Origin of the sequence: Klebsiella sp. JB_Kp031 (assembly GCF_040064295.1) — a bacterium.
Classification (GTDB): Bacteria; Pseudomonadota; Gammaproteobacteria; order Enterobacterales; family Enterobacteriaceae; genus Klebsiella; species Klebsiella quasipneumoniae.
On sequence record NZ_JBEAJW010000028.1, the window covers coordinates 118,884 to 138,713 of the forward strand.

Annotated in this window: 22 protein-coding genes and 1 tRNA gene; 13 read left to right on the top strand and 10 right to left on the bottom strand. The window is 60.5% G+C overall.

Features of this window, described 5'->3' with window-relative positions:
• Positions 1 to 12: 12 nt before the first annotated feature.
• Complete coding sequence (locus ABLV64_RS13140) at positions 13 to 135, top strand: hypothetical protein (protein WP_032426094.1); 123 nt, start codon at positions 13 to 15, stop codon at positions 133 to 135.
• Here ABLV64_RS13140 and ABLV64_RS13145 read toward each other — a convergent pair.
• Positions 95 to 211: a hypothetical protein gene (locus ABLV64_RS13145; protein ID WP_032431163.1), complete on the bottom strand. Its 117-nt coding sequence runs from the start codon at positions 209 to 211 to the stop codon at positions 95 to 97. The genes ABLV64_RS13140 and ABLV64_RS13145 overlap by 41 nt on opposite strands.
• Here ABLV64_RS13145 and ABLV64_RS13150 point away from each other — a divergent pair.
• A complete protein-coding gene (locus ABLV64_RS13150) occupies positions 186 to 602 on the top strand; it encodes a GNAT family N-acetyltransferase (RefSeq protein ID WP_017900175.1) in 417 nt (138 codons plus the stop codon). The genes ABLV64_RS13145 and ABLV64_RS13150 overlap by 26 nt on opposite strands.
• A gap of 738 nt (positions 603 to 1,340) precedes the next feature.
• On the opposite strand, the gene ABLV64_RS13155 is transcribed toward ABLV64_RS13150, so the two are convergent.
• On the bottom strand, positions 1,341 to 1,988 hold the full coding sequence (locus ABLV64_RS13155; RefSeq protein WP_017900760.1) for a TetR/AcrR family transcriptional regulator: 648 nt from the start codon (positions 1,986 to 1,988) through the stop codon (positions 1,341 to 1,343).
• 80 nt (positions 1,989 to 2,068) lie between these two features.
• On the opposite strand from ABLV64_RS13155, the gene ABLV64_RS13160 reads away from it, so the two are divergent.
• Entirely contained in the window at positions 2,069 to 3,562 is a 1,494-nt protein-coding gene (locus tag ABLV64_RS13160; protein ID WP_023319361.1) for an MDR family MFS transporter, read from the top strand.
• Here the strand turns inward: ABLV64_RS13160 and ABLV64_RS13165 are convergent.
• On the bottom strand, positions 3,559 to 4,473 hold the full coding sequence (locus ABLV64_RS13165) for a LysR substrate-binding domain-containing protein (protein ID WP_048326075.1): 915 nt from the start codon (positions 4,471 to 4,473) through the stop codon (positions 3,559 to 3,561). The two genes, ABLV64_RS13160 and ABLV64_RS13165, sit on opposite strands and share 4 nt — an antisense overlap.
• Before the next feature lie 95 nt (positions 4,474 to 4,568).
• Here ABLV64_RS13165 and ABLV64_RS13170 point away from each other — a divergent pair, with 95 nt between their 5' ends.
• Together ABLV64_RS13170 and ABLV64_RS13175 are read left to right on the top strand one after the other, a co-directional pair.
• Positions 4,569 to 5,201, top strand: a complete 633-nt coding sequence (locus tag ABLV64_RS13170) for a pyridoxamine 5'-phosphate oxidase family protein (protein WP_230127548.1) — start codon at positions 4,569 to 4,571, stop codon at positions 5,199 to 5,201.
• A complete protein-coding gene (locus tag ABLV64_RS13175) occupies positions 5,198 to 5,668 on the top strand; it encodes a nuclear transport factor 2 family protein (RefSeq protein WP_182971593.1) in 471 nt (156 codons plus the stop codon). The genes ABLV64_RS13170 and ABLV64_RS13175 overlap by 4 nt, the downstream gene beginning before the upstream one ends.
• Before the next feature lie 20 nt (positions 5,669 to 5,688).
• Here ABLV64_RS13175 and ABLV64_RS13180 read toward each other — a convergent pair whose 3' ends face one another.
• Complete coding sequence (locus tag ABLV64_RS13180; RefSeq protein ID WP_004205112.1) at positions 5,689 to 6,225, bottom strand: peroxidase-related enzyme; 537 nt, start codon at positions 6,223 to 6,225, stop codon at positions 5,689 to 5,691.
• A gap of 118 nt (positions 6,226 to 6,343) precedes the next feature.
• Here ABLV64_RS13180 and ABLV64_RS13185 point away from each other — a divergent pair, with 118 nt between their 5' ends.
• From ABLV64_RS13185 to ABLV64_RS13195, 3 genes are all read left to right on the top strand, one after another.
• The gene (locus ABLV64_RS13185) at positions 6,344 to 7,249 is read left to right on the top strand and encodes an AraC family transcriptional regulator (protein WP_032456742.1); all 906 of its coding nucleotides are present in this window, start codon (positions 6,344 to 6,346) and stop codon (positions 7,247 to 7,249) included.
• 126 nt (positions 7,250 to 7,375) lie between these two features.
• Entirely contained in the window at positions 7,376 to 8,185 is an 810-nt protein-coding gene (gene nlpA, locus ABLV64_RS13190) for a lipoprotein NlpA (protein WP_348843326.1), read from the top strand.
• 24 nt (positions 8,186 to 8,209) lie between these two features.
• Positions 8,210 to 9,064, top strand: a complete 855-nt coding sequence (locus ABLV64_RS13195) for a DMT family transporter (protein WP_004205109.1) — start codon at positions 8,210 to 8,212, stop codon at positions 9,062 to 9,064.
• Here ABLV64_RS13195 and ABLV64_RS13200 read toward each other — a convergent pair.
• The gene (locus tag ABLV64_RS13200; protein ID WP_348843327.1) at positions 9,054 to 9,614 is read right to left on the bottom strand and encodes an NUDIX hydrolase; all 561 of its coding nucleotides are present in this window, start codon (positions 9,612 to 9,614) and stop codon (positions 9,054 to 9,056) included. The genes ABLV64_RS13195 and ABLV64_RS13200 overlap by 11 nt on opposite strands.
• Positions 9,615 to 9,780: 166 nt before the next feature.
• Here ABLV64_RS13200 and ABLV64_RS13205 point away from each other — a divergent pair, with 166 nt between their 5' ends.
• Together ABLV64_RS13205 and ABLV64_RS13210 are read left to right on the top strand one after the other, a co-directional pair.
• A complete protein-coding gene (locus tag ABLV64_RS13205; RefSeq protein ID WP_032456741.1) occupies positions 9,781 to 10,560 on the top strand; it encodes an MBL fold metallo-hydrolase in 780 nt (259 codons plus the stop codon).
• 21 nt (positions 10,561 to 10,581) lie between these two features.
• On the top strand, positions 10,582 to 11,535 hold the full coding sequence (locus ABLV64_RS13210) for a helix-turn-helix domain-containing protein (protein WP_004205105.1): 954 nt from the start codon (positions 10,582 to 10,584) through the stop codon (positions 11,533 to 11,535).
• On the opposite strand, the gene ABLV64_RS13215 is transcribed toward ABLV64_RS13210, so the two are convergent.
• From ABLV64_RS13215 to ABLV64_RS13235, 5 genes are all read right to left on the bottom strand, one after another.
• Entirely contained in the window at positions 11,532 to 12,581 is a 1,050-nt protein-coding gene (locus ABLV64_RS13215; RefSeq protein WP_004205104.1) for an NAD(P)-dependent alcohol dehydrogenase, read from the bottom strand. The two genes, ABLV64_RS13210 and ABLV64_RS13215, sit on opposite strands and share 4 nt — an antisense overlap.
• 154 nt (positions 12,582 to 12,735) lie before the next feature.
• On the bottom strand, positions 12,736 to 13,026 hold the full coding sequence (locus tag ABLV64_RS13220) for a putative quinol monooxygenase (protein WP_004205103.1): 291 nt from the start codon (positions 13,024 to 13,026) through the stop codon (positions 12,736 to 12,738).
• Between the two features lies 1 nt (position 13,027).
• Entirely contained in the window at positions 13,028 to 14,035 is a 1,008-nt protein-coding gene (locus tag ABLV64_RS13225; RefSeq protein ID WP_004205102.1) for a zinc-binding alcohol dehydrogenase family protein, read from the bottom strand.
• 112 nt (positions 14,036 to 14,147) lie between these two features.
• Positions 14,148 to 14,615 (bottom strand): DUF3237 domain-containing protein, encoded by a 468-nt coding sequence (locus ABLV64_RS13230; RefSeq protein ID WP_004205101.1) that lies wholly within the window; start codon positions 14,613 to 14,615, stop codon positions 14,148 to 14,150.
• A gap of 165 nt (positions 14,616 to 14,780) precedes the next feature.
• Positions 14,781 to 14,875: transfer RNA gene (locus ABLV64_RS13235), tRNA-Sec, on the bottom strand.
• 292 nt (positions 14,876 to 15,167) lie between these two features.
• On the opposite strand from ABLV64_RS13235, the gene ABLV64_RS13240 reads away from it, so the two are divergent.
• The 3 genes from ABLV64_RS13240 (at position 15,168) to ABLV64_RS13250 (ending at position 19,774) form a co-directional block, all read left to right on the top strand.
• Positions 15,168 to 16,562 (top strand): glycoside-pentoside-hexuronide family transporter, encoded by a 1,395-nt coding sequence (locus ABLV64_RS13240; protein WP_348843328.1) that lies wholly within the window; start codon positions 15,168 to 15,170, stop codon positions 16,560 to 16,562.
• Positions 16,563 to 16,574: 12 nt separating this feature from the next.
• Positions 16,575 to 18,893, top strand: coding sequence for an alpha-xylosidase (gene yicI, locus ABLV64_RS13245; protein WP_032456738.1), 2,319 nt, complete (start codon positions 16,575 to 16,577; stop codon positions 18,891 to 18,893).
• 158 nt (positions 18,894 to 19,051) lie between these two features.
• Positions 19,052 to 19,774, top strand: a complete 723-nt coding sequence (locus ABLV64_RS13250) for an SIS domain-containing protein (protein WP_126065123.1) — start codon at positions 19,052 to 19,054, stop codon at positions 19,772 to 19,774.
• Positions 19,775 to 19,830 lie beyond the last annotated feature (56 nt).

Below are 19,830 nucleotides of genomic sequence, written 5' to 3' on the forward strand. Positions count from 1 at the left end.
TTTGTGGTGAGAATGATCATTCTCATTTTTTGCCATTATACGATCCGCCGCGATAATGGAAAGGTTTTTTTGCTTACTTTTAGAACGCAAAAAATTAAGGCAAATAATCATGGAGAAAATAAGAATTTTTTGTGAAAGTGGAGAGGGAAAATAACCATTCGGCATCGCGATACTGGAGATAGTTAATGGCGTTAATCATTACAAAAAGCATTAATCCCGACGATCAACAAGAATTATTCGCCGGTCTGCGGCACTATAATCAGCAGTATCTTGATGCGGCGCAGTTTGGCGATCTGGGCGTTTACTCGCGCGATGCACAAGGGGTGATGCAGGGCGGGCTGATTGCCAAACGCAAAGGCAACTGGCTGTGTATTGAGTATCTGTGGGTCAGCGAGGCGACCCGCGGACGCGGGCTGGGAAGCGAGCTGATGCAGGAGGTGGAGCGGCAGGCGCAGGCGCTGGGCTGCAGCCATCTGCTGGTGGATACCTTTAGCTTCCAGGCGCTACCGTTTTATCAGAAATTAGGCTATCAGTTGCAGATGTCGCTGCCCGACTTCCCGCACGCGGGGATGCAGCGTCACTATTTGTCGAAAGCGCTGTAACGATCCTGATATCGCCGGGCGGTCAGGTACCGTACCTGTGATTGTGCCGGATGGCGGCATAAATGCCTTATCCGGCCTACACCGTTCTCCCATAGTTTCGCCCCACCCAGGACCGGCAAGCGCAGCGCCGCCGGGCAGGATATCAGGCACGTCACCTGTATTCTTGCCGGGTGGAGCCTGTCGCCTTACCCGTCCTGGGGTTCGTGCGACCTGTTGTTAATTTAACCACTTGCGCGACTGAAACTGCCGGTGCTGGCGGCTTCAAAATCGCTGAGACGTTCCCGGAAGGCCGGGGCAGCCCGCATGGATGCGGGCTGAGGGCCGTGTTTTGCACGGACGCTGCCTCGGCCCGACCCGAAGCCTGCAGGGATAAGTCGAAGGCACCGCGCAGCGGCGATTTTGCTGGCCGGAGCCCGGGAGTACAGGGGGCGGCGGCGACTGGCCGCCCCCTGTGCGCTCCCTGCTCCATAAGAGACATAACGCAGAAGATCAACCGGGAGCGCAATCTGCCCGGACATAACACGGGAGTGGTAGCCCTGCTAAACGTTGTGGCCCTGCCAAACATAGTGCTAAGAGGGACATTTCCGGTTGTGCCGTTATTTCGCCGGGTGGCGGCTGCGCCTGACCCGGCCTACGACTGTAGCCCTGCTAAGCGTAGCGCGAGCAGGGAAAATCCCGGATGGCGGCGCGTGGCGCCTTATCCGGGCTACAAAAGCTTTTGCCGGGCGGCGGCTGCGCTTAACCCCCGACGCCGTGGCCCATCAACGCCAGCGCGTGGCTGACGATGGTCTGGCGGTTGACCGCCTGTAAACGCGGATCGCTGTGGATGCGCGAAAACGGCACCAGCACCAGGCTAATCACCGTGGTAAACAGCAGCTCCGGCGACAGCGCCGGGTTAATCTTGCCCTCCAGCTGCCAGCGGCGCACTGCCTCCAGCATCACCTGAAAACGCTCCTCGCCGAAGCGGGCATCCATATGCTGACGCAGGATCGGCATCTCGCCGATGATCTCCTGCATCCACAGCGGCGCGAACCAGGCGTTCTTCTCCGCCATATGCGCCAGCGTTTCGACCATCATCGTCAGCGCCAGCACCGGGTCCTGCGGATGGTCGACAAAGATGCGGCTGATGTGGTTGCGCAGCGGCATAAAGCGCTCCTCAATCAGCTGCGTCACCAGCGCATCCCGCGAACTGAAATAGTAATGCAGCATCGCCGGCGTTACCCCGGCCTCTTTGGCGATGGCGTTCAACGACACGCGGGCCGCACCGTCGCGGGCAAACAGCGTCAGGGCGATGTCCATCAGCTGTTCGCGGTTGGCGGTACCCGATTTTTTTCCACGCGGTCGCCCCGGGCGGCGGGGGGCATTCTGATCCTTTTGTGCTGTCATGATATGGCGATCTCTTGACCCGACTCATTCTTTCACTAAATATTAATTATGCATTTAATTAATTTCAAGCGAGCGTTGTGATGACTACTCAAGTCGCAAACCCACCGGTGCAGTCGATACGCCTGCTGTTCAGCGCATTGCTACTGGTGATGCTGCTCTCCGCGCTGGATCAGACCATTGTCTCCACCGCGCTGCCGACGATTGTCGGCGAACTGGGGGGGCTGGACAAGCTTTCCTGGGTGGTCACCGCCTATATCCTCAGCTCCACCATCGCGGTGCCGCTGTACGGTAAATTCGGCGATCTGTTCGGTCGCAAAATCGTGCTGCAGGTGGCGATTGGGCTGTTTCTCGTCGGCTCCGCCCTCTGCGGGCTGGCGCAAAACATGACCCAGCTGGTGCTGATGCGCGGCCTGCAGGGGCTCGGCGGCGGCGGCCTGATGGTGATCAGCATGGCGGCGGTGGCCGACGTCATCCCGCCCGCCAACCGCGGCCGCTATCAGGGTCTGTTCGGCGGCGTTTTTGGCCTGGCGACGGTGATCGGCCCGCTGATCGGCGGCTTTCTGGTGCAACACGCCTCCTGGCGCTGGATCTTCTACATCAATCTGCCGCTGGGCCTCTTCGCGCTGCTGGTGATCGGCGCGGTATTCCACAGCAGCAATAAACGCAGCCAGCATCAGATTGACTGGCTGGGAGCGATTTACCTCAGCATGGCGCTGTTGTGCATCATCCTGTTTACCTCGGAAGGGGGCAGCGTCCATGCCTGGAATGACCCGCAGCTGTGGTGCATTCTGGCCTTCGGCATCGTGGGTGTCATCGGCTTTATCTACGAAGAGCGGATGGCCGCCGAGCCGATTATTCCGCTGTCGCTGTTCCGCAACCGCAGCTTCCTGCTGTGCAGCCTGATCGGCTTCGTCATCGGCATGTCGCTGTTCGGGTCGGTCACCTTCCTGCCGCTCTATCTGCAGGTGGTGAAGGAGGCGACCCCCACCGAGGCCGGGCTGCAGCTGATCCCCCTGATGGGCGGCCTGCTGCTGACCTCGGTTATCAGTGGGCGCATTATCAGCCGGACCGGTAAATATCGCCTGTTTCCGATCCTCGGCACCCTGCTTGGCGTGACCGGCATGGTGCTGCTGACCCGGATCACCATTCACTCGCCGCTGTGGCAGCTGTACCTGTTTACCGGCGTGCTGGGGGCGGGTCTGGGGCTGGTGATGCAGGTGCTGGTCCTGGCGGTGCAGAACGCGATGCCGGCGAAGCTGTACGGCGTGGCCACTTCCGGCGTGACCCTGTTCCGCTCGATCGGCGGCTCCATCGGCGTGGCGCTGTTTGGCGCGGTGTTCACACACGTACTGCAGAGCAACCTGCAAAAGCTGTTGCCGGAAGGCGCGGTACTGCCGCCGGGAATGAATCCGGTGGCGGTGCAGCACCTGCCCGCGGATATCCGCCTCGACTATCTCGACGCCTTCGGCGCGGCGATCCACGCGGCGTTCCTGATGGCGGCCGGCATTATGGCGGTGGCGTTTGTCCTCTCCTGGCTGTTAAAGGAGGCGCCGCTGAAGACCGCGACGCACTAAGCGGCCCCGGCGATGCGCAGCAGCGCCTGACGCAGCGCCGGCGCGGCAAAATCGATAAATTTGCGCAGCTTAAGCGGCGCCAGGTCCCGCGCGGTATACAGCAAATGGACCGGCGCCGGTTCCGGCTCGACGCGTTCCAGCAGCAGACGGAGCTCACCCTGTCGCAGGCCGTCCAGCGCCTGATAGTGCAGTAAGCGAGCTACGCCCACCCCCAGCCGCGCGGCATCAGCAGCGCTCTCCGGCGTGGTGACCGATAGCGCCGGCGGCAGATTAATTAGCTGGTCCTCGCGCTCAGCGGCGCGAAAGCGCCAGCCGCGATAGGGCATCGGCGATTCAATACGGATGATCGGCAGCGCCGCCAGATCGCGCGGCCGCTGCGGCTCGCCGTATTTCGCCAGCAGCGCCGGATGGGCACAGGCCACAATGCGCATCCTGCCGAGGCGGGTGGCCACCATGCTGCTGTCCGCCAGGTCGCCAATCCGCACCGCCAGATCGATATGGTCGCCCACCAGGTCGGCGTTACGATCGCTGAGCAGCAAACGGACGCGAATTTGCGGGTAACGGGCGATAAATTCAGCGATCACCGGGAGAACGTGCTGGCGTCCAAACATCGTCGGCGCAGAGATCACCAGCTCGCCTTTCGGCTCCTGATACTCGCCCGTCGCCTGGCGTTCGGCGTTTTCCACCTCCTCGAGGATCCGCCGCGCGGCGGCGACATAATCGACCCCGGCGTCGGTGAGCGTCAGTTTGCGGGTGGTCCGCGCCAGCAGGCGCACCCCCAGCGTGTTCTCCAGCTCGCCGATATGGCGGCTGACGGTGGTCAACGGCATATTCAGCGCCCGCGCCGCCGCCGACATACTCCCCAGCTCGGTCACTTTCACCAGCAGCGCCATCGCGCTTAATCGATCCATTATTCTCCCGGTTTCTGGAAAGATGATTGCCACTAAACCAGTATTATCATTTTTCGCAGTACAGTCCATGATGGCGCCAGACAACAGGAGGCGCTATGGCAGCAACCTTTCTCGATATCGCCATCACCCCGGACGTGATGGATGTGCAGCATGAAATGGGCAGCGACCAGCTGTGGCAAACGCCGCATAGCCGCCGCCAGGCCGACCGCTTCGGCGAGAGCGAAGCGGGGATGATCGCCACCCGCGACAGCTTCTATCTGGCGACGGTGTCGCAGAGCGGCTGGCCCTACATTCAGCACCGCGGCGGCCCGCCGGGGTTTCTGCATCTGCTGGATGACACCACCCTGGCGATGGCGGATTTCGGCGGTAACCGTCAGTACATCACCACCGGCAACCTGCGCGGCAGCGACCGGGCCTGCCTGTTTTTGATGGATTATCCACGCCGTGCCAGGCTGAAAATCTACGCCACCGTCGAGGTCGTGGCGGCAGAGGACCACCCGCAGCTGCTGGCGCAGGTGGCGCCGGCCAACTATCGCGCCCGCATCGAGCGCCTGTTTCTCTTTCATCTGCAGGCGTTTGACTGGAACTGCCCGCAGCACATTACGCCGCGCTACAGCGCGCAGCAGGTGGCGGAGTACAGCCAGAACCTGCAGCAACGTATTCATGACCTGGAGCAGGAGAATCAGCGCCTGCAGCAGCAATTAGCCCGCAGAGGAGAGTCAGCATGACCGAACAACGTCCCCCGTTACCGCCGTTTACCCGCGACAGCGCTATCCAGAAGGTTCGCGCCGCAGAAGATGGCTGGAACAGCCGCGATGCCGAAAAAGTCGCTCTGGCCTACACCGTGGACAGCGAATGGCGCAACCGCAGCGAGTTTGTTCATGGCAGGAGGGAAATTGTCGAATTCCTGCAGCGAAAATGGCGCAAAGAGCAGCAATATCGGCTGATTAAGGAGCTGTGGGCATGGCAGGAAAATCGTATCGCCGTGCGCTTCGCCTACGAGTGGTGCGACAACAGCGGCAACTGGTTTCGCTCGTACGGCAATGAAAACTGGGAGTTTGATCAGCATGGACTGATGCAGACGCGCTACGCCTGCATCAACGATCTGCCGATCGCTGAAAGCGAGCGCCTGTTCCACTGGCCCCAGGGGCGTCGCCCGGACGATCATCCGGGGCTCAGCGATCTGGGGCTGTAAAACCGGCGCTGCGCGACGGATTAATCGGCTTTCGGGAAGTCGACCACCGTGTCGTTAACCCGGTTCACCATGTTGGTGAACAGGATCGCGCTGATGGCGCTGATAATCTCAATCACCTGCTGGTCACTAAAACCGGCGTTGCGTAGCGCGGCGACGTCGGCTTCCGGCAGCGTACCGGTGGTGGTCACCAGAGTCTGCGCAAATTTCACCAGCGCATCAAGCTGTGTCTCTTCCGCATACGCCCCGCGGCGCAGGGCGTGGATCTGCTCGCTGCTGAAGCCGGCTTTTTTCGCCATCAGGGTGTGCGCGGCCAGGCAGTAGTCACAGCCGGTGGCTTCGCTGACTGACAGATTAATCGCCTCCAGCTGTTGGGCGCTGAGGCTGCCTTTATGGAGCATCGCATTGTGCGCCAGCGCCTGCTGCAACGCCGCCGGCGAGTGGCCGCCGATGGTCAGGTAGGCGTTTGGCACTTTGCCCATCGCTTTTTTGATCCCGGCGAAAATATCGGCGGCTTTGCCGGTGGCGTCTTGTTCACGGATATCAGCTAAACGGCTCATAGTTAACTCCTGTTGTTATCGAGGGTGTGTGTTGGCATTGGGGTCATCTTAGGCCGTTGCCGCATGCTAGACTGGCGGTCTTCGTCTCACCTTTTTGTCTTATCGTCTCAGGAGAAGCATGGACAGTCTCAGTCATCTGCTGGCGCTGCTGGCGCCGCGCTGCGAAGTGAACCTGCACTGTCGCTTCGGCGGCCGCTGGCAGGCCGGGCACCAGCAAATGCGCAGCGGCGTGGTGCCGTGGCACGTGGTGCTGCGCGGTGAGGGGCGGCTTAACGTCGGCGGCCTGACTCATCACCTGCGCGCGGGAGATGTGGTCCTCCTGCCGCACGGTTCGCCGCATCTGATGGAGAGCCTGGTGGAGTGGGGCCAGGTGCTGCCGGTAGCGCACCGGTTTAACGGCACGGTGACGGAAATGCGCGCCGGCCCGGCGGAGGGGGCGCTGGAGATGCTGTGCGGCGAATTTTATTTTGGTCCGCACGTTAGTTGGCTGTTCACTGAGGCATCGACGCTGATCCATCTCCATACCGATACGCGCGAAGACTGCCCGGAGCTGCAGCCGTTGCTTAACATACTGGTCCGCGAAAGCCTGGCGCAGCGTCCCGGCGGCAGCGCTATCGTGCGCAGCCTCGGCGATACGCTGCTGGTGCTGCTGCTGCGCATGCTGCTTGGCGAGCAGCAGCCGCCCGGCGGGCTGCTGCGTCTGATGAGCGATGAACGCCTGATGCCGGCGGTGCTGGCGGTGATGGCAACCCCGGAGCAGCCGTGGACGCTGGAAACCATGGCCGCCCGCGCCTTTCTGTCGCGGGCCACCTTTGCCCGTCATTTTGCCCGCGTTTATCACCTGACGCCGCAGGCGTGGCTGTCGCAGCTGCGAATGGCGCTGGCCGCCCGGCTGCTGCGCCTCGAGCGTCAGACCAACCTCGAGGTGATTGCCGAACGCTGCGGCTTTCAGTCGCTGGCGTCCTTCTCGAAGCGTTTCAAAATGCGCTATGGCGTGACGCCGGGCGAGTGGCGACGGGGCTAGTGCTTCGCTCTGGGGAAGATGATTTTATTTCCGGTTGCGTGGTTTGCTGTTTATTACCCCACCCGAAAGTCGCTATAGTTTTGCACGAAAAAAACAATGACAGTCAGGACGGACAGGGTGAAGAGGATGAGATTACGTTTACGTGCCGCCGCCGCGGTAATGCTGGCGGGTCTGGCGCTGGTCGGCTGCGACCAAAAGAGTAATGAAGCGAAGCACATTAAGGTCGGCGTGATTAATGGCGCTGAACAGGATGTGGCGGAAGTGGCGAAGAAGGTGGCCAAAGAGAAGTATGGTCTGGAGGTTGAGCTGGTGGGGTTCAGCGGCTCGCTGTTGCCTAACGAATCGACCAACGCCGGGGATCTGGACGCCAACGTCTACCAGCATCGGCCTTTCCTTGAGCAGGACAACAAAGCGCATAACTACCATCTGGTGGCGGTCGGCAATACCTTCGTCTTCCCGATGGCCGGCTATTCGCGCAAGATCAAGTCAGTCGCCGAACTGAAAGACGGCGCGACAATCGCCATCCCCAACGACCCGACCAATCTCGGGCGGGCGCTGCTGCTGTTGCAAAAAGAGAAGCTGATTACCCTCAAAGCCGGCACCGGCCTGCTGCCGACGGCGGTGGATATCACCGACAACCCGCATCACCTGAGAATTATGGAGCTGGAAGGGGCGCAGCTGCCGCGCGTACTCGACGATCCTAAAGTCGACGTGGCCATCATCAGCACCACCTACCTGCAGCAAACCGGGCTGTCGCCGGTTCGCGATGGCATCTTTATCGAAGATAAAAACTCGCCCTACGTGAACATCATCGTGACCCGTGAAGACAATAAAGACGCGGAAAACGTGAAGGAGTTTATGCAGTCGTACCAGTCGCCGGAGGTGGCGAAGGCGGCAGAGACTATCTTCAACGGCGGCGCGGTGCCGGGCTGGTAAGCCAACACACAGGGAGAGGCGCGTATGGTACGCCAACGGCAGGCTGACCTGCTGCTGATTGCCGCGACGGTGATTGCCGCCTGCGGCTGGATTTTTTCCCGCGAGGCGATCGCCGGCATGCCGGTATTCGCGTTCCTTGGGCTGCGCTTTTTTTTCGCCGCCCTGCTGCTGCTGCCGTTCTGCCGCGGGTTTCGCCCGCAAAAGCAGCACTGGCCAAAGCTCATCATCAGCGGGCTGTGGTTTGCGCTCAACCTCTGCCTGTGGATCTACTCGGTCTCCACGACGGCGTCGCTCGGCGAAGGGGCGTTTATTATGAGCCTGTCGATGATGTTCGTCCCGCTGACCGCGTGGGTGATGATGAAGGTGCGTCCGCCGCGGGCCTGGTGGGAGTGCCTGCCGATCGCGGTGGTGGGCCTGGGCCTGCTCAGCCTGCACATGCCGATAGCCTTCCATCCCAGCCAGGGCTGGTTTTTGCTGACGGCGCTGGTGCAGTCGATCTGGTTCTGTTACACCAGCCGCTGCGCGCGTGAAGTACCGCTGATCCCCCTGACCACCGTGCAGCTGGCGATCACTGGTATCGTCGGGTTGACCATCTCCGCTGCCGTTGAACGCTGGGACCAGCCGATGACCCTACCGACCTTCGGCTGGCTGGTGGCCAGCATAGTCATCGCCACCAGCCTGCGCTTCGGTCTGCAGATGAAGGGGCAAAAGTACGCGGCGGTGGCCAGCGCGGCGATCATTATGGTGCTCGAACCGCTGCTGACGGTCATTGCCGCCGCGCTGTGGTACGGCGAACAGCTGCCGCTGCAGAAAATTATCGGCGGCGTGCTGATCCTGGTTGCCCAGCTGTGGTTCCGCTGGCGAATGCTTAAGCCGTAGCCTGCACGGTGCGCGGCTGCGCCATCAATTGCAGCAGCGGCACCAGCGACAGCCCGTCCGGCATTTCGCCGCGGGCGATCAGCTGGTTTATCTCCTCAAAGCTAAACCAGCCGGTTTCCATTACCTCATCCTGAGCCGCATCCATCCCCACCCAGCGTAAACCGGTAGCCAGCCAGGTGATAAACAGCTGATCGCTGCTGCCGTAGGAGGGGTTGAAGCGAATGATCTCCTCGACGCGTTGCGCCTGCCAGCCGGTCTCTTCCCGCAGCTCGCGCAGCGCGGCCGCCGCCGGATCTTCCCCTTCGTCAACGCCGCCTGACGGAATGGCCCACACTACCTTGTCGATCAGGTAGCGGTAGTGGCGAATCAGCAGCACTTTGCCCTCCTGGATAGCCACAACCCCCACCGCCGGGCGGGGATAGTGAATGGCGTAAAAGTCGCGGCGCTCGCCGGGGGCGATATCAATACCCACCTTGCGCATGCTGAACCACGGCGTTTCGGCGATGACCTGCGGGTCGTGCATATCGGCGGCGGTCAGTTTTTTCTTCATCCTGCCACTCCTGTCAAAAATGGAGCCTTCAGAACAACATAGCCGGAGACGGATAGCAATCGCCGCAGGTTGGCCCGATTTCATCGATCCTTGCCCAAATGCCCCTATTGCGCCAGGCTGGTACTCAGTACGATGTTCGTCAAATCACCCCCTGAGGAACGCCGACATGAACATCACCCATATCCGTAACGCGACCCAGATTATTGACTACGCCGGGAAAAAGTTTCTGATCGATCCGATGCTGGCGGACAAAGGCGCCTGGCCGGGATTTCCGGGCACCGCGCGCAGCGAGCTGCGCAACCCGCTGGTGGCCTTGCCTTTTTCCCGCGATAACATTATCGACGTTGACGCAGTGATCGTCACCCATACCCATGACGATCACTGGGACGAGGCGGCGATCGCCGCGATCCCGAAAACCCTGCCGGTGTTCGTCCAGCACGAGGCCGACGGTGCGCTGCTGCGCAGCCAGGGATTCGAGGATATCCGCCTGCTAACGGCAGACAGCGAATTTGCCGGCGTGCGCCTGCTGAAAACCACCTCCGGCCAGCACGGCAGCGATCGCACCTACGCGGTGCCGGCGATGGCCGAACGCCTGGGCGAGGCCTGCGGCGTGCTGTTTCGCCATCCGCAGGAGAAGACGCTGTGGCTGGTGGGGGATACCATCTGGCGTGATGAAATTGCGGCCGACCTGCTGAAGCTGCGCCCGGACGTGGTGGTCCTCAACGCCGGCTATGCCCACGTCATCGGCTTTGGCCCGATTATCATGGGCAAAGAGGATCTCCTGAACGTACACTTCACCCTGCCGGAAGCGAAAATCATGGCTATCCACCTGGAGGCGGTCAACCACTGCCTGGTGAGCCGGGAAGAGATGCGCCAGTATGCGCTGGATAATCAGATTGCCGAGGTCGTGTGTATCCCGCAGGATGGGGAAACCGTGGTTTATTAACGTGCGTAAGGGGAAGGAACGATGAAGCTCACCGACGTGGCGATTGTTGCAGTAGAGGGCTTTAGCCCGTTTCATTACGCCGTTCCCTGCATGCTGTTTGGCGATTCGGTCTCTGAAAACAAACGCTTTAATCTGCACATTTGCGCCGAGCGACCGGGGCTGCTGCGCGCCCGCGACGGCTTCGCGCTGTACGCCAGCGGCGATTACGCCGTGCTGGAACAGGCGGATATCGTGGTGGTGCCTTACTGGGGCGAGGTCGACCGGCGCCCGCCGCAGGCGCTGCTTGATAGCCTGGTGCGGGCCCGGAATAACGGCGCGGAAATCGTCGGTCTGTGCCTGGGCGCGTTCGTCCTTGGCTACGCCGGACTGCTGGACGGGAAACGCGCGGCGACCCACTGGGAGTTTGAGCAAGATTTTCAGCGCCGGTTTCCACAGGTGCGGCTGGATATCAACGCCCTGTACGTCGACGATCAGCGGATCATTACTTCAGCGGGCACCGCGGCGGCGCTCGACTGTTGCCTCTACATTATCCGCCAGCGTTACGGCAGCCTCGCGGCCAACCAGATCGCCCGGCGGCTGATTGTTTCGCCGCACCGCGAGGGCGGCCAGGCGCAGTTCATCGCCCAGCCGGTGCCGAAAAACACCCGCGATGCGCGAATCAACTGCCTGCTGGATTATCTGCAGCAGCATATTGCCGAGCCGCATAATCTCGATTCGCTGGCCCGGGTGGTGGCGATGAGCCGCCGCAGCCTGACCCGCCACTTCGCCCGGGCGACCGGGATGAGCATTACCGACTGGCTGACCGCCGAACGCCTGCGCCGCAGCCAGAGCCTGCTTGAGGCGGGGGATCTGCCGGTCGAGCAGGTGGCGGAGGCGGTGGGTTATCTCTCTGCCGTCACCTGGCGTCAGCAGTTTAAGGCGCGCTTTGGCGTCAGTCCGACCGAATGGCGGCGTACCTTCCGCCGCGGCGCTTAGCCGCCGAGGGTCGCGCTGTCGATCACGAAGCGGTATTTCACGTCACCCTTGACCATTCTTTCCCAGGCTTCGTTGATCTCATCGCCGCGGATCAGTTCGATATCGGCGACGATGCCGTGTTCAGCGCAGAAGTCGAGCATCTCCTGGGTTTCCGCGATCCCGCCAATCATCGACCCGGCAATCGACCGGCGACGGATGATCAGATTGAACACTTCCGGCGACGGATGCGGTGTGGCCGGCGCGCCTACCAGCGTCATCGTGCCATCGCGCTTCAGCAGCGTGGTGAAGGCATCGAGATTATGCGGCGCCGCCACGGTGTTGAGGATGAAATCGAAGCTTTTGACGTGGGCCGCCATTTCCTCTTCGTTACGCGACACCACCACTTCATCAGCGCCTAGCGCTCTGGCCGCATTACGCTTGGATTCGGAGGTGGTAAAGGCCACCACGTGGGCCCCCATGGCGTGGGCCAACTTGATTCCCATATGCCCAAGGCCGCCGATGCCGACCACGCCGACTTTTTTACCCGGCCCGGCGTGCCAGTGGCGCAGCGGCGAGTAGGTTGTGATCCCGGCGCACAGCAGCGGCGCGACGGCGGCCAGCTGCGCTTCGGGATGGGTTATCCGCAGCACGTAGTGTTCTTTGACCACGATCTGCTGTGAATAGCCGCCCAGGGTGTGGCCCGGCGCGTCCTGGGTCGGTCCGTTGTAGGTCAGCACCATATGGTCGCAGTAGTTCTCCAGCCCTTCAGCGCACTCCTCGCACTGTTGACAGCTATCGACCATGCAGCCGACGCCCACCAGATCGCCGACGGCGTAGCGCGAGACGGCCTCGCCGACCGCGGTGACCCGGCCCACAATTTCATGCCCCGGCACGCAGGGGTAGAGCGTTCCGGCCCATTCCGATCGCGCCTGGTGGAGATCGGAGTGGCAGACGCCGCAGTAGGCGATGGCGATCTGCACATCCTGCGGCCCCGGTTCGCGGCGGGTGATGGCCATTGATTCCAGCGGTTGGCTGGCGGAGTAGGTACCTATAGCGTTGATCAGCATAGCGAAACCTCTTGATTATATCGGTGTTAAAACGGGCGGACGGAGGTGAGCGTTTTTTGCGCGGTAAGGATAAGCGTAGCCTGGAGCGCCCGGGATGCGAGACGGGTAGCTCAAAGCGTTAAAACCGCTCCTCACCGGGTGAGGAGCAGACTTTTCAGGGGGCGACTGGCGTCAGATAGTCCAGGCGCAGTGGCTCGGCGAGCAGGGAATCCATCTCGCCAATAAAGGCCTGAAAGTAGGGTTGGTCGATATGCTCATCCAGCGCCTGCTGGTCACGCCAGGACTCCCGCATGTAGAAGGTATCCGGCGCGTCGCGCAGCTGGAACAGCGCGTAGTCAAGATTGCCCGGCTCTTGTCTCGTCGGCAGGAGCAGACCCTGCAGGACCTTGCGCAGCGCGTCTGTTTGGCCTGGTTTCGCCTTGAGCACGGCGAGAAGGGTTATCATCTTAAAATCCCTCCAGCACAATCTTGCCCACTGCGCGTCCGGTTTCCAGCTGGCGATGCGCTTTCTGCAGATTGTCGGCGGTGATAGCGCCGTAGTGTTCGCCGAGTGTGGTTTTGATCGTGTGGTTGTCGATCAGGGCCGCCACGCGGGTTAGCAACTGATGCTGGGCGATCATGTCATCCGTCTCAAACATTGAGCGGGTGAACATAAATTCCCAGTGCAGAGACAGGCTTTTGGCTTTCAGCGGCACCACGTCCAGGGTCTCCGGGTCATCAATCAGCGCCAGCTTGCCCTGCGGGGCGAGGGCGTCGATCAGCGCGTTGAAGTGCTGGTCGGTGTTGGTCAGGCTGGCGACATGGGTCACCGCGTTGATGCCGATGCGCGCCAGCTCGTCGGAGAGCGGCTTGCTGTGATCGATAACATGGTGCGCGCCCGCCTCGCGGACCCAGCGTTGGCTCTCCGGACGCGAGGCGGTGCCGATCACCGTCATGGCGGTCAGTTTGCTGGCCAGCTGGGTCAGGATCGACCCTACGCCGCCCGCCGCGCCGACGATCAGCAGCGTGTCGCCCGCGTTGCCGCCTTCCGTGACGCCAAGACGGTGAAACAGCAGCTCCCAGGCGGTGATAGCCGTCAGCGGCAGCGCGGCGGCGGAGGCGTTATCGAGGGTGCGCGGTTTGTGGGCCACCAGGCGCTCATCCACCAGCTGATATTCACTGTTGCTGCCGGCCCGGCCCAGGGCGCCGGCGTACCAGACCTCATCGCCTGGTGCGAACAGCGTCACTTCCTCACCGACGGACTGCACCACGCCAACGGCGTCCCAGCCCAGCACCCGCGGCGTGTCGCCCTGGAAGCCGGCGCGCACTTTGGTGTCCACCGGATTGACCGAGACCGCCTTCACGGCAACCAGCAGGTCACGCCCGTGGGCGGAAGGGACCGGCAGGTCGATCTCGGTTAAAAAAGGGATATTGTCGCCGTCAGCGGCGGCTTGAGTAATGGCGATAGCTTTCATAACTGCTCCGGTCTGTGAATCGGGTGAATAAAGCGATGACGCGATAGTAGACCGGCGCCGGGAGGGGAAAAACGGGTTAACGGCAATAACAGTTATATGCAGAAAGTGAAAATCAGCCCACCTGATAGAAATCGAGCATCACCCCATCCTGAGTACGTCCGCCCGCGCAGATAAACAGCGAGGTGGTTAGCCAGCTGAGCGCGGGGGTATCCACCTCGAAGGTGGGGACGGTGCGAAAATAGATTTCTTCCGGCGGAATAGTGCTAAAAAAGCGCATATCGTCGGCGAACAGCTGGTCATGATAGCGGGCCGGCACCCGGCGAATACCGTTGTTTTCCACGTACACCGTTCCTTCCTCCACCTGCAGGGCATAGCGGGCGGATAGCCTGCACGTGCCGTCGGGCTCGATAATCTGGCTGTCGACGCCGCCGGGCAGCACGTGGCCGCGAAGTTGACCCGAAACGCTGCCGCCGAGAATCGGGATCAGCTGACGCTTGCCGGTTTGCGGACTGCGGGAAACGATTATCGGTTTATCAACCTGGATGGTAATTGAAAAACAGTGTCTCAGTTCGGGGGTCATCATGGCTCTCCTGTTTCGGTTGGCAACGGCACGCGGCCTTTGCGCCAGTGTAACGGGTTTGCAGGAGACAAAATAACGCAGAGTTTGGATGAAAATGATTGACTGGGATGATGGGTTTTGCGGCTCAGTTTGGTATGGCGTGGCGGTGGAGGAGCAGAGGCAAACTGGCGGAAGATCACAGGAGTTGAACCTGCCCGGGACCGCTGGCGGCCCCAACTGGATTTGAAGTCCAGCCACCTCACCGGAGATGACGATCTTCCGCGCCTCGATTGCTACATGGAGGCGGGGCGCATTATAGCTACTTTCAGCCGTTTACCACATACCTGAACGCACTTTTTTACTGTTAAAACTGGACTTTGCAGAACAGTCTGAAACAAATCCGTTCAAAATCCATGGGTTACACTTTTTCATACGCTTTCAGGCTACCGCGATCACAGAAAACAAGAAACGTAATCTGATAACGAGATATCGCAATTCATCTTCCTGCGGCAAAGGTTTACAAGAAATGTAACCGGTACCAATCCGTGGCGCCGCTAAGGGAATTGTGCCCATATGAAAGATCATATTTTGTCCGTCAAAGAGAAAATTGGCTACGGCATGGGTGACGCCGCCAGCCACATCATTTTTGATAACGTTATGTTGTATATGATGTTTTTCTACACCGATATCTTCGGCATCCCCGCTGGTTTTGTCGGCACCATGTTCCTGCTGGCGCGCGCGCTGGATGCGATCTCCGACCCGTGCATGGGCCTGCTGGCCGACCGTACCCGCAGCCGCTGGGGTAAATTTCGCCCGTGGATCCTCTTCGGCGCCATACCGTTCGGCCTCGTCTGCGTACTGGCCTACAGCTCGCCGGACTTAAGCCACCACGGCAAGCTGATTTACGCTGCGGTAACCTACACGCTGCTGACGCTGCTCTACACCGTGGTAAATATCCCCTACTGCGCGCTCGGCGGCGTGATCACCGACAACCCGACACAGCGCATCTCACTCCAGTCCTGGCGCTTTGTGCTGGCGACGGCAGGCGGCATGCTTTCCACCGTGCTGATGATGCCGCTGGTCAACTTTATCGGCGGCGAAGACAAAGCGCTTGGCTTCCAGGGGGGCATCGCGGTGCTGTCGGCAATCGCCTTCCTGATGCTGGCCTTCTGCTTTTTTACCACCAAAGAGCGTGTCGAAGCGCCGCCGAGCAGCACCTCGATGCGCGAAGATTTGCGCGATATCTGGCGCAATGACCAGTGGCGAGTGGTTGGCGTGCTCACCATTCTCAATATCCTCGCGGTCTGCGTTCGCGGCGGCGCGATGATGTACTACACCACCTGGATCATGGGCTCGGCGGCGCTGTTCACCGTCTTCCTCACCACTTACTGCGTCGGCAACCTGATTGGCTCAGCGCTGGCGAAACCGCTGACCGACTGGAAATGCAAAGTCAGCGTCTTCTGGTGGACCAACGCCCTCCTGGCGGTGCTCAGCGTGGCGATGTTTTTCGTACCGATGGATGCCGAAATCACCATGTTCGTCTTTATCTTCGCCATTGGCGTACTGCACCAGCTGATGACGCCAATCCAGTGGGTGATGATGTCCGACACCGTCGACTACGGCGAATGGTGCAACGGCAAACGCCTGACCGGCATCAGCTTTGCCGGCACCCTGTTTGTGCTCAAGCTGGGCCTGGCGCTGGGCGGCGCGCTCATCGGCTGGATGTTGGCCGGCGGCGGTTACGACGCCGCAGCCAAAACCCAGAACGGCGCCACTCTCACCATTATTATCGCCTTGTTCACCCTCGTTCCAGCGGTGTGCTACCTGCTGAGCGCGGCGATCGCCAAACGCTACTACACGCTGAAAACGCCGTTCCTGAAAAAAATGATGGCCGAGCTGGCCGAGGGCGCGCGTCGTAATGAACAAGATTTCGCAACAGCCCCGATCGACAAAGAATGGCAAAACTAAGAGGACGTTTTAATGAAAATCAGTGATGGAAACTGGCTCATTCAACCAGGGCTCACCCTGATCCAACCCGTACAGGTTTATGAGGTGGAGCAGCAGGGGAATGAAATGGTGGTCTATGCCGCGCCGCGCGATGTCCGCGAACGCGCCTGGCAGCTGGATACGCCGTTATTCACCCTGCGCTTTTTCTCCCCGCTGGAAGGGGTGATCGGGGTGCGTATGGAGCACTTCCAGGGCGCGCTGGATAACGGTCCGCACTACCCGCTGAACGTGCAGAACGACGTCAATGTCACCATAGAGGATACGGCCGAATTCGCCGAGCTGAAAAGCGGTAGCCTTAGCGTGCGCGTTACTAAAGGCGAATTCTGGGCGCTGGATTTTCTGCGCGACGGCGTGCGTATCACCGGTAGTCAGCTGAAAAACAACGGCTACGTGCAGGATAGTCAGACCCAGCGCAATTATCTGTTTGAGCGCCTCGACCTCGGTGTCGGCGAAACCGTCTACGGTCTCGGCGAGCGCTTTACCGCCCTGGTGCGCAACGGCCAGACGGTAGAAACCTGGAACGAAGACGGCGGCACCAGCACCGAGCAATCCTATAAAAACATTCCGTTCTACCTGACCAACCGCGGCTACGGCGTGCTGGTCAATCACCCGCAGCGCGTCTCCTTCGAGGTGGGCTCGGAGAAGGTCTCGAAAGTCCAGTTTAGCGTGGAAGGCGAATACCTTGAGTACTTCGTGATCGATGGCCCAACGCCGAAAGCGGTGCTCAACCGCTATACGCAGCTCACCGGTCGCCCGGCGCTGCCGCCGGCATGGTCGTTTGGTCTGTGGCTGACCACCTCGTTCACCACCAACTATGACGAAGCGACGGTGAACCGCTTTATCGACGGCATGGCCGAGCGCCAGCTGCCGCTGCACGTCTTCCATTTCGACTGTTTCTGGATGAAGGCCTTCCAGTGGTGCGATTTCGAATGGGATCCGCTGACTTTCCCGGACCCGGAAGGGATGATCAAGCGCCTGAAGGCGAAAGGGCTGAAGATCTGCGTGTGGATCAATCCGTATATCGGCCAGCGCTCGCCGGTGTTCAAGGAGCTGAGAGAGAAGGGCTATCTGCTGAAGCGCCCGGACGGTTCGCTGTGGCAGTGGGATAAGTGGCAGCCTGGGCTGGCGATATATGACTTCACCAACCCGGAAGCCTGTCAGTGGTACGCCGACAAACTCAAAGGCCTGGTGGCGATGGGCGTCGACTGCTTCAAGACCGACTTCGGCGAACGCATCCCGACCGATGTGCAGTGGTTTGATGGTTCTGACCCGCAGAAAATGCACAACCATTACGCCTTCATCTATAACGAACTGGTGTGGAACGTGCTGAAAGAGACCGTCGGCGAGAAAGAAGCGGTGCTGTTCGCTCGCTCCGCCTCGGTGGGCGCACAGCAGTTCCCGGTGCACTGGGGCGGCGACTGCTACGCCAATTACGAATCGATGGCGGAAAGCCTGCGCGGCGGGTTGTCGATCGGCATGTCTGGCTTCGGTTTCTGGAGCCACGATATCGGCGGTTTCGAGAATACCGCCCCGGCCCACGTCTACAAGCGCTGGTGCGCCTTCGGCCTGCTTTCCAGCCACAGCCGCCTGCACGGCAGTAAATCCTATCGTGTGCCATGGGCCTACGACGAAGAATCCTGCGACGTGGTGCGCCACTTCACGCAGCTGAAATGCCGCATGATGCCCTATCTCTATCGTCAGGCGGCATTGGCCAATGAGTACGGCACCCCGATGCTGCGCGCGATGATGCTCGAGTTCCCGGACGATCCGACCTGCGACTATCTCGACCGCCAGTATATGCTGGGTGATTCAGTGCTGGTCGCGCCGGTGTTCTCCGAAGCGGGCGATGTGCAGTTTTATCTGCCGGAAGGGCGCTGGACGCATCTGTGGCATAACGATGAATTGCCGGGTAGCCGCTGGCATAAGCAGAATCATAATGCGCTGAGTCTGCCGGTCTACATTCGCGACAATACTCTGCTGGCGCTGGGCAACAATGACCAGAAACCCGATTATGCCTGGCATGAAGGCACCGCCTTCCAGCTGTTCCACCTCGAAGAGGGGCGCGAGGCGCGCTGTCAGGTTCCGGCGGCGGACGGTTCCACGATCTTCACCCTGAAGGCGAAGCGCCAGGGCAACACCATCGCCGTGAGCGGCGAAGGCGAAGCCCGCGGCTGGACGCTGTGCCTGCGCAATATCCAGCAGATAGCCGGCGTTCAGGGCGGCACGCAGACCGGCAGCGAATGGGGTGTGGTGGTGAGCGCCCAGGGCAATACGCTGACGATTACGTTGTAAAAGACTGCGTTAACGGCAGAGACCCTCTTCGCCTGGCGGAGAGGGTTTTTTATTCCATTTTTGTACAAAAAGTAATATTCATTTCAGTCTGGTGACTCAGGCCGCAGACGCCGTTGCTGAACGGTGATAGCGTATTCTGCCGCTGAGAGGAGCCCGCCATGGACGTAGAAAATATCTTTCGTGACGTGAAGCTAAGCAAAACGGAAATGACCGTGCTGCGCTTTATCCAGAACGACCCGGAGCAGTGTATCTGCCAGGGGGTCCGCGCCGTGGCGGAGCAGTGCTACAGTAATCCCTCCTCGCTGGTACGGCTGGCGAAAAAGCTTAAGTTCAGCGGCTGGCTGGAGCTGGTCTATTTCATCAAGTTCAATATCACCATGCCGAAGCTCGATGTCACCAACGATATCGACTATATGAGCATTCAGCCGGCGGAGGCGCTGACGCCACTGCTGGCAAGCCTCGCGCAGCAGCGCGTCCTGATCCACGGCAGCGGCTTTTCGCAGCTGATCGCCCAGTATATTTATAACAAGTTTCTCGTCACTGGGGTGAATGCCAGCCTGGCGCTGTGGCCGGATTACGAAATTCTTGAACAGAAAAACGCCGCTCGCTTCGACTCCATCTGGATCATTTCGAAATCCGGGCGCAGCAGCTCAGCGCTTAACTGGGTGAAGGCCCTGGAGGGGAAGGAGATTAATCTGGTCTGCTTTACCGGTGATTATCAGAGCCCGCTGGCGCAGGCTGCAGATACGGCGTTTATTATTCACGACCCGCAGAAGTTTGACGATGATATTTACTGGAGCAACCCGTTTTTCGGCTACTGCATCTTAGGCTTTGAGCGGCTACTGAAGATGTGGTTTACCCGCGTACGGAGCAATAGCTAGACCCGCTAAGCGCGGTGCGAGCGGGGGGAGTTCCCGGATGGCGGCTGGCGCCTTAT

Coding starts and splice junctions, on each gene's coding strand:
- ABLV64_RS13140 (WP_032426094.1), top strand. CDS start 13: ATGATCATTCTCATTTTTTGCCATTATACGATCCGCCGCGATAATGGA.
- ABLV64_RS13150 (WP_017900175.1), top strand. CDS start 186: ATGGCGTTAATCATTACAAAAAGCATTAATCCCGACGATCAACAAGAA.
- ABLV64_RS13145 (WP_032431163.1), bottom strand. CDS start 211: ATGCTTTTTGTAATGATTAACGCCATTAACTATCTCCAGTATCGCGAT.
- ABLV64_RS13155 (WP_017900760.1), bottom strand. CDS start 1,988: ATGACAGCACAAAAGGATCAGAATGCCCCCCGCCGCCCGGGGCGACCG.
- ABLV64_RS13160 (WP_023319361.1), top strand. CDS start 2,069: ATGACTACTCAAGTCGCAAACCCACCGGTGCAGTCGATACGCCTGCTG.
- ABLV64_RS13165 (WP_048326075.1), bottom strand. CDS start 4,473: ATGGATCGATTAAGCGCGATGGCGCTGCTGGTGAAAGTGACCGAGCTG.
- ABLV64_RS13170 (WP_230127548.1), top strand. CDS start 4,569: ATGGCAGCAACCTTTCTCGATATCGCCATCACCCCGGACGTGATGGAT.
- ABLV64_RS13175 (WP_182971593.1), top strand. CDS start 5,198: ATGACCGAACAACGTCCCCCGTTACCGCCGTTTACCCGCGACAGCGCT.
- ABLV64_RS13180 (WP_004205112.1), bottom strand. CDS start 6,225: ATGAGCCGTTTAGCTGATATCCGTGAACAAGACGCCACCGGCAAAGCC.
- ABLV64_RS13185 (WP_032456742.1), top strand. CDS start 6,344: ATGGACAGTCTCAGTCATCTGCTGGCGCTGCTGGCGCCGCGCTGCGAA.
- nlpA (WP_348843326.1), top strand. CDS start 7,376: ATGAGATTACGTTTACGTGCCGCCGCCGCGGTAATGCTGGCGGGTCTG.
- ABLV64_RS13195 (WP_004205109.1), top strand. CDS start 8,210: ATGGTACGCCAACGGCAGGCTGACCTGCTGCTGATTGCCGCGACGGTG.
- ABLV64_RS13200 (WP_348843327.1), bottom strand. CDS start 9,614: ATGAAGAAAAAACTGACCGCCGCCGATATGCACGACCCGCAGGTCATC.
- ABLV64_RS13205 (WP_032456741.1), top strand. CDS start 9,781: ATGAACATCACCCATATCCGTAACGCGACCCAGATTATTGACTACGCC.
- ABLV64_RS13210 (WP_004205105.1), top strand. CDS start 10,582: ATGAAGCTCACCGACGTGGCGATTGTTGCAGTAGAGGGCTTTAGCCCG.
- ABLV64_RS13215 (WP_004205104.1), bottom strand. CDS start 12,581: ATGCTGATCAACGCTATAGGTACCTACTCCGCCAGCCAACCGCTGGAA.
- ABLV64_RS13220 (WP_004205103.1), bottom strand. CDS start 13,026: ATGATAACCCTTCTCGCCGTGCTCAAGGCGAAACCAGGCCAAACAGAC.
- ABLV64_RS13225 (WP_004205102.1), bottom strand. CDS start 14,035: ATGAAAGCTATCGCCATTACTCAAGCCGCCGCTGACGGCGACAATATC.
- ABLV64_RS13230 (WP_004205101.1), bottom strand. CDS start 14,615: ATGACCCCCGAACTGAGACACTGTTTTTCAATTACCATCCAGGTTGAT.
- ABLV64_RS13240 (WP_348843328.1), top strand. CDS start 15,168: ATGAAAGATCATATTTTGTCCGTCAAAGAGAAAATTGGCTACGGCATG.
- yicI (WP_032456738.1), top strand. CDS start 16,575: ATGAAAATCAGTGATGGAAACTGGCTCATTCAACCAGGGCTCACCCTG.
- ABLV64_RS13250 (WP_126065123.1), top strand. CDS start 19,052: ATGGACGTAGAAAATATCTTTCGTGACGTGAAGCTAAGCAAAACGGAA.